This is a genomic window from Vibrio sp. V42_P2S4T144 (assembly GCF_009904715.1).
Taxonomy (GTDB): domain Bacteria; phylum Pseudomonadota; class Gammaproteobacteria; order Enterobacterales; family Vibrionaceae; genus Vibrio; species Vibrio alginolyticus.
This window is the reverse complement of the sequence record NZ_WXWS01000505.1, coordinates 1-7507: the sequence shown is the minus strand read 5'-3', so window position 1 is coordinate 7507 and position 7507 is coordinate 1. Positions and strand designations below refer to the sequence as shown.

6 protein-coding genes are annotated in these 7507 nt (G+C 44.1%); 2 read left to right on the top strand and 4 right to left on the bottom strand.

From position 1 onward, the window contains the following. Window positions 1–463: Lrp/AsnC family transcriptional regulator (locus CAG68_RS16705; protein ID WP_017820003.1), on the bottom strand; the 463-nt coding region annotated here is incomplete at its 3' end. 138 nt (window positions 464–601) lie between these two features. Here CAG68_RS16705 and CAG68_RS16700 point away from each other — a divergent pair. After that, window positions 602–1696 (top strand): PLP-dependent cysteine synthase family protein, encoded by a 1095-nt coding sequence (locus CAG68_RS16700; RefSeq protein ID WP_005389952.1) that lies wholly within the window; start codon window positions 602–604, stop codon window positions 1694–1696. 61 nt (window positions 1697–1757) lie between these two features. Here CAG68_RS16700 and CAG68_RS16695 read toward each other — a convergent pair whose 3' ends face one another. Further along, window positions 1758–2075 (bottom strand): DUF1244 domain-containing protein, encoded by a 318-nt coding sequence (locus CAG68_RS16695; protein WP_005378586.1) that lies wholly within the window; start codon window positions 2073–2075, stop codon window positions 1758–1760. A gap of 214 nt (window positions 2076–2289) precedes the next feature. Between CAG68_RS16695 and CAG68_RS16690 the strand changes: the two genes are divergently transcribed. After that, on the top strand, window positions 2290–2865 hold the full coding sequence (locus CAG68_RS16690) for a porin family protein (protein WP_053307492.1): 576 nt from the start codon (window positions 2290–2292) through the stop codon (window positions 2863–2865). A gap of 80 nt (window positions 2866–2945) precedes the next feature. Here CAG68_RS16690 and vmeF read toward each other — a convergent pair whose 3' ends face one another. Both vmeF and CAG68_RS16680 read right to left on the bottom strand, forming a co-directional pair. Next, window positions 2946–6059 (bottom strand): multidrug efflux RND transporter permease subunit VmeF, encoded by a 3114-nt coding sequence (gene vmeF, locus CAG68_RS16685; protein ID WP_054576347.1) that lies wholly within the window; start codon window positions 6057–6059, stop codon window positions 2946–2948. Then, entirely contained in the window at window positions 6059–7153 is a 1095-nt protein-coding gene (locus CAG68_RS16680) for an efflux RND transporter periplasmic adaptor subunit (protein WP_054576346.1), read from the bottom strand. Before CAG68_RS16680 ends, vmeF begins: the two co-directional genes overlap by 1 nt. Window positions 7154–7507 lie beyond the last annotated feature (354 nt).

Here is a 7507-nt window from a genome sequence, read left to right as displayed (position 1 = left end):
ATTTTAGGATTGGTAACTCTGTTGTGTATTTAATGGACTCCATAGCAAATGTTGAAGTCACATTAGATAGCCCTTTTACGCTATTAACTAACCGCTTATAGAATTCGTCAAAACACTTCATATCTTTGACTAGTACTTTCATCATGTAGTCATACTCGCCAGCCATACGATAAAACTCCATTACCTCAGGAAAGTCACTCACAGTTGTAACAAAATGGTGATACCAACCTTCGGAATGATCAATCGTTTTTAACTGAACAAATGCAATGAAAGATAGCTCGAGCTTTTCTGTACTTAACAACGCCACGCGTTTTTCGATGTAGCCCTCTTCTTCCAACCTTTTCAAACGCTTCCAACATGGCGTCGTTGTCAGATTTACCTGCTCTGCTAACTCATTTAATGACAAGGTGCTGTCGGTTTGTAACAACGCAAGCAGCTGTTTATCGACCCGATCCAAGCTCATCCTATAAAACCCACGAAGTGTAGAAAACTTTTCTATCAAAATAGTCATTACCGGCAACTATAGCAAAGTTTTTCTCTCGTATTATAGGTAAATTATTCCCATCTAATGCTTATCTATCGATTTCCAAGGAGAGACGCCATGTGTACTGACCACAACTGGATCAACAATGCAGTGCGTAAAATTGAAGCAGACTTTCAACGTTCTGCTGATACTCATTTATTTAAACTTGAACTGCCTTCTCTTGATGGTATCGATATCTACCTAAAAGATGAGAGCACGCATCCAACAGGCTCTCTTAAGCATCGATTGGCGCGCTCATTGTTTCTTTATGCTATTTGTAATGGATGGATTGGTCCTGAAACCACTGTAATCGAGGCGTCCTCAGGCAGCACTGCCGTTTCGGAAGCGTATTTTGCGCGTTTACTTGGCTTACCGTTCATTGCCGTCATGCCGAAAACCACTGCACGTAAAAAGATCGAACAAATTGAATTTTACGGTGGTAAAGCGCACCTTGTTGAACGATCAGATCAGATTTATGACGAGTCTCGACGCTTGGCTCAAGAACTAAATGGTCACTACATGGACCAGTTTACTTATGCTGAACGCGCTACTGACTGGCGCGGTAACAACAACATCGCGAACTCTATCTTTAGCCAAATGGAGTTAGAAGATCACCCGATTCCTAGCTGGGTAGTGATGAGTCCTGGAACAGGCGGCACATCAGCAACCATTGGCCGTTTTATTCGTTACCAAAAATACGACACTAAGCTTTGCGTGGTAGACCCTGAAAACTCAGTGTTTTACGATGCTTTCCAGTCAGGAAATCACTCATTGAAAGGCGATACTGGCAGCAAAATTGAAGGTATCGGGCGACCACGTGTCGAACCAAGTTTTATTGCTGGTGTCATTGATGAAATGCGCAAAATTCCAGACGCAGCCAGTGTGGCAACCGCCCATTGGGTATCTCAGCTGATTGGGCGTAAAGTCGGCGCATCAACAGGCACCAATCTTTACGGTGTGCTGCAATTGGCTTGTGAGATGAAACAACGCGGTGAGAAGGGTTCTATCGTGACGCTTCTATGTGATTCTGGAGAGCGTTACCTAGATACGTATTATGACTTAACATGGGTAAAAGAGAACATCGGCGATATTCAACCTTACTTAGCTCAACTCGAAGTCATTCAAGCAAAAGGTTGCGTTGAGCCAGCTTGTTGCGGCTCAACTAACGCTTAACGTGCAAACTGGACTTTAAAAAACAGCCCAACTTCATGTGGGCTGTTTTTATCGCTGGGTTTTACTTTTTCTGGCGCGCTTCAAACGCAGCCAATTGTTCTGGCGTTGCCGCTGGTTGATGATTTTGTTTCCATTCATCGTAAGTCATGCCGTAAACACGTTCGCGAGCGTCATCAATATCTAAATCCAAACCGAGATTTTCAGCCTCAGATTTATACCATTTGCTAAAGCAGTTGCGACAGAAGCCCGCAAGGATCATCAGGTCGATGTTTTGTACGTCTTTGTTAGCATCTAAATGCGCCAATAAACGGCGAAATGTCGCCGCGTCTAACTTATCTTGTTCTTCTTGAGTCAAGTTTTTGTATTTGAATTCAGCCACTTTCCTTTCCTTCTCTCTTATTTAGCTAGCTTTCGTCACCATATCTAGTTAGTCGGTAGTCATGAGTAAGAAGTATGCTTTAGCGCAACAATTCCCATTCTAAAATCACTACCTTTGATAAAAGCTGATATGATAATTACCATCCATCCTATTGATTAAATTAACATTTAAACAAATCATTACAACGGTCTTTTACCAAGGTTATCGTCTAGTTATGAAAAACGCCATTCTATTATTGTCTGCCTTGACCATTAGCGTGCCAACTTTAGCTGCTCAAGAACAAGCTCATCAATCTTATTTTTATCTGGGTACTGGTAACGTTGGTTTTGATACACCGTATTTCGGCTCGGATAGAGACAATGAGTGGTCAACACCACATATCACAGTTGGCTGGGGTTACCATATAAACCAATACCTCGCGTTTGAAGGGGTTCTGCGCTATTCACAAAATGAACTTAAGAACGATGCTCTAAAAACTGACTTAGATCTTCACTATTACCAAGCAGGTATGTCTGCTGTTGTAACAAGTGATAACTTAGGCGATACGCCGCTGTCACTGTTTGGTCGCGTAACTGCGCTTGGCACTCAAGCTGAAATGTATGTTCCAAACGAACAAAAAGTCACAGATGATTCAGGCGCGCTATTCAACATCGGTGCTGGTGTCCATTGGGATATGAGCAAAGATATCTGGTTACGCGCAGAGTACATTTATAATGTCGCGGATATGGGTTTTGAAGATTTTTACGACAGCTACGAAGGTGTACAAATCAGCCTAGGGAAACGCTTCTAATCGAACGCTTCCGAGCTAACTTTAAACCGATAAAGAGAAGCCGAGGTTATTACCTCGGCTTTTGTGTTTTAACGTTTGATTTAAGGGTGCGCTATACGGCCCTTCGTATCATGGCTAATTGCTTTGTTTAACTCTGCTTCTACATGACCTGGTGCTTGTGTTTTCGCCGAAATCAATCGGTACATTGCCGGGATAACAAACAAGGTCACCAATGTCGCAAACCCCATCCCGAAAAAGATTACCGTACCCACGGCAATACGGCTCTCATAACCCGCCCCTGTCGATACGATCAACGGAATTGCGCCAGCAAGTGTGGTAAACGCAGTCATCAAGATTGGACGTAGACGTCGCGCAGCTGCATCAATGATCGCTTTTTCAAACCCAACGCCACGATCACGTAGCTGATTGGCAAATTCTACGATCAAAATACCGTTTTTCGTCACCATACCAATCAACATGATCATGCCGATCTGGCTATAAATGTTCATACCTTGGCCCATAATAACTAAACCAAGGAAGCCACCAAATACACCCATCGGCACCGTAAACATGACCACTAACGGGTTTACGAAGCTTTCAAACTGAGCCGCCAACACGAGATACGCCACTAGCAGTGCCAATGCAAACACAACAGCAACACTCGCTTGGTTCTCTTTAAAGTCTTTCGACTCCCCCGAATAACTCACCGAAATGTCACCCGGTAAGTTGTCGATGGCTTCCTGGTCTAGGTAATCCAGCGCATCTCCTAATGTATAACCTTCCGACAGGTTGGCAGTAATAGTGATGGACTTCTGTTTGTTGTAGTGAGAAAGACGAATAGAGGCCGCCACTTCTTCAATTTTTGTGACCGCATCTAACGTCACTAGCTGACCGCTATTCGTGCGCAGATAAATCTGACTTAAATCTGCAGCATTATTAAAGCTATTTTCATCACCGCGAAGATACACATCGTACTCTTCGCCACGCTCAACATAAGTCGTTTCGCTTTTACCACCGAGCATGATTTCTAGGGTGTCAGAAATGTCTTGAACACTGACTCCTAGCTCTGCGGCACGCTGTCGGTCAACTGTAACCAATAACTCAGGCGTTTTTTCCGAGTAATCTATCTCTGCTCCTTCCATCATTGGTGATTCTTCTGCTTTGTTCTTTAGCATTTCAGCCCAAACAACGAGCTCATCGTAATCAGAGCCGCCTAATACGAACTGAACTGGCTCACTCGAACCACCTTGGAAACCTGGCATAAATGGGAACACTCGAACATCTGGGATACCTGCCAATTCTTTCCGTACTTTGTTAAGGGCTTGCTGAGCCGTGATATCACGTTCGTTCCAATCTTCTAGAATCATGATCACAAAGCCTGTCTGGTCTCCTGCCTGGCCACCAAACGCTGGCGTTTGGATACTGAATGACTTCAGATAACCTTGCCCTAGTAATGGCATCAATCGGTCTTCGACAATATCCATATTGGCTGACATACGATTGTATGACGTAGCATCTGCACCGCGCACAAACGCGAATATAACACCGCGATCTTCTTGTGGGGTCAGCTGGGCCGGTACCTGATTCATCAAGAAATAGCTACCGCCCAAACAAGCTAGAATCACCAGCGGAGCAGCCCAACGTACTTTCAATGCGCCTTTCAATAATGCGCGATAACCACTCTCAAGCTTGCTAAACAAGCGATCAACCGCTTCATTGAATCGATTTGGTTTTACATTCGCTTTCAAAATCTGACTACCTAATACAGGAGTCAGCGTCAGGGCAATCAAAGAGGAGAATATGACCGACATAGCCAGCAATACAGAAAACTCTGTAAATAGTAGACCTACCATGCCATCCATAAAGGAGATCGGTAAGAACACCATCACCAGCACTAATGTTGTTGCTATAACAGCAAAACCAACCTCTCTTGTGCCTTTATATGCGGCGAGTAATGGCGATTCACCGCGTTCAATATGGTGGAAGATATTCTCTACAACCACAATTGCGTCATCCACCACCAAACCAATCGATAATATCAACGCCATCAAGGTGATCAAGTTGATAGAAAACCCAAAGTAGTACGCGGCAATGAACGAAGAAATCAGAGAAACAGGAACCGTAACCGCAGGAATTAAGGTTGCACGAGCTTGGCCGATGAAAATGTACAACACCAAAATCACCAAGCCGCCCGTGATAAATAGCGTGCTGTACACCTCTTCGATTGAACGCTCGATAAATACTGTCGCGTCGTAATCTATCGCAAGGCGTGTACCTTCTGGTAAGAACTTCTGGATGTTATCGACTTCAGAACGAACCAGCTTAGCAACCTCTAACGGGTTTGCGTCTGACTGCGATACCACACCAAGACTGATGTTTACTACACCATCACTTTTGAAGGTTGAATTTTCGTTTTCTGCACCAATGAAGACATCTGCTACATCTTTTAAATAGATAGGTGTATTGTCGCTTGCGCGTTTAATGACAAGATATTGAAAATCTTCAGGCGTGTTATAAGTACGAGCCGTACGCACGGACATTACTGTTGAGTCGTTGCGAACTTCACCACCTGGGCTTTCTAGGTTCTCACTTCGTAAAGCTGATGTAATGTCCGAAGCTGTAACTGAACGTCCAGCCATTAGTTCTGGCTTAAGCTTCACGTACATGACCTTGTACAAACCACCGGAGAGATCAATGGAGCTAACCCCAGAGATCAGGCTAAAGCGGTCCATCAATACACGTTCGGCATAATCCGTTAATTGAGTACGGTCCATCTCTGCAGAACTGAGATTGATGTAGAGCGATGCCTCTCCCGAGCCATTGTTCTTATAAACAATAGGGTCATCCGCTTCATCAGGTAGCGAGCGCTGAGCACGAGCCACGGCATCACGCACGTCGCTCACACCTGTGTTGAGATCGTAACCTAACTCAAACGTGATCGTGATACGCGACATGCTGTTACGAGTAGTGGAGCTAATTTCATCAACTCCACTGATCCCAGAAAGCTGGTCTTCCAAAACGGAGGTAATTTGGCTTTCAATAATAGTCGCAGATGCACCCTCATAACGCGTACTGATAGAAACGACTGGGCTTTCTATATCAGGCATTTCACGAACGGCTAATTTGGTGAATGACACAAAGCCAAACACACACAACAGCATGCTCAGAACTAACGCCGCGACAGGGCGTTTAACTGAAACGTCGGACAGTAACATTAGTTTTCTTCCTCATCCGATTCACTGTCATTGCGTGTCACATCCGTGGTGTTCGCTTTTAGTGGCGCGACAATTTCTTTCACTTCGACACCATCACGCATGTTAACAATGCCTTGAACCACAATCTTGTCACCAATCTCAACACCAGATTCGATCACCACCTCGTTGCCAACACGAGCACCTAGCGACACTTCTTGACGAGTAGCTTTGTTATTTTCATCAATTACATATACAAAACGTTTAGTTCCGGAGTATTCAAGTGCTTGAACAGGAATGATTGGCGCCTTAATAGCAGGAAATGCTAGTGAAGCGTTCATCAACATGCCCGGCTTCAATTGATTTTCTGGGTTATCAAACTCAATACGCACGCGAAGATTCAGTGTTTCGGCGCTGATACGCGTATCAATACCTGTGACTTGACCAGTAAAGATCTGGCTACCCCATGCACTGGTTTTAGCGATGACTTCCATACTAATAGAAAGCATCGATAAATAGCGCTCCGGTACTTGTAAATCCAGTTCCATGACGGAAAGATCATCCAACGTCAAAAGTTCAGTACCCGCACTGACCATTTTGCCGCGGCTAAAATCGATAAAACCAACAGTGCCAGAAAATGGAGCAGTAATATGGAGATCAGCTAAATTGGCTTGAGCAGCATCTAGCCTCGCTTGTGCTATTTCAACACTGGCTTTTTGTGCATCGATTTCAGTTTGAGTAATCGCATTCCGCTTAACCAAACGTTGGAACTCTTTTAACTTACGCTGTTCATCTTTTAGATACGCCTTTGCCTCAATCAAAGCGGCTTGAGCCTTATCGTCATCTAACTTAATTAATAACTGGTCTTGCTGGACATTTTGATTCGCTTTAACAGCGATTTGATTCACTTTGCCGGCGACTTCCGATGCGACAACCACAGACTCCGCTGCCTTTAATTTGCCGATAAGAGTTAAGGATTGATTGATCTCGTGCGTTTCTACTTGTTCAGTCACAACAGTAACCGCTGAGCCTCCTCGCATCGCAGCGCAAACCGATGGAGAACTCAGTAATATAGAAAGCGTTAAAACAGATAACGATAACGTGGCTTTCATGCTCATGATATTGACTTCTAAACGAATAAACTTATGTCATTAAACTGCTTACAGTTTATCAGTAGATACGGTGTTTAACGTCAAGTAGTGTAAATTCAAGTAAAAAGTGCGCTTCTCTTCTGTTCAAAGGACAAACAAAACGCTGACTTTCTACCATCTTTGCCCAAAAAGACAGCATTCAACGTAAAAACGTAAGAAAAACGCTTTACAGCCTGAGCGAGTTTGCTATGATTCGCTCCGCACTTGGGAGATGAGTTGGGAAAACATCTTACTAAGTATAAAAATCCTCTGGAGGGGTTCCCGAGTGGCCAAAGGGAGCAGACTGTAAATCTGCCGGCACTGCCTTCGATGGTTCGAATC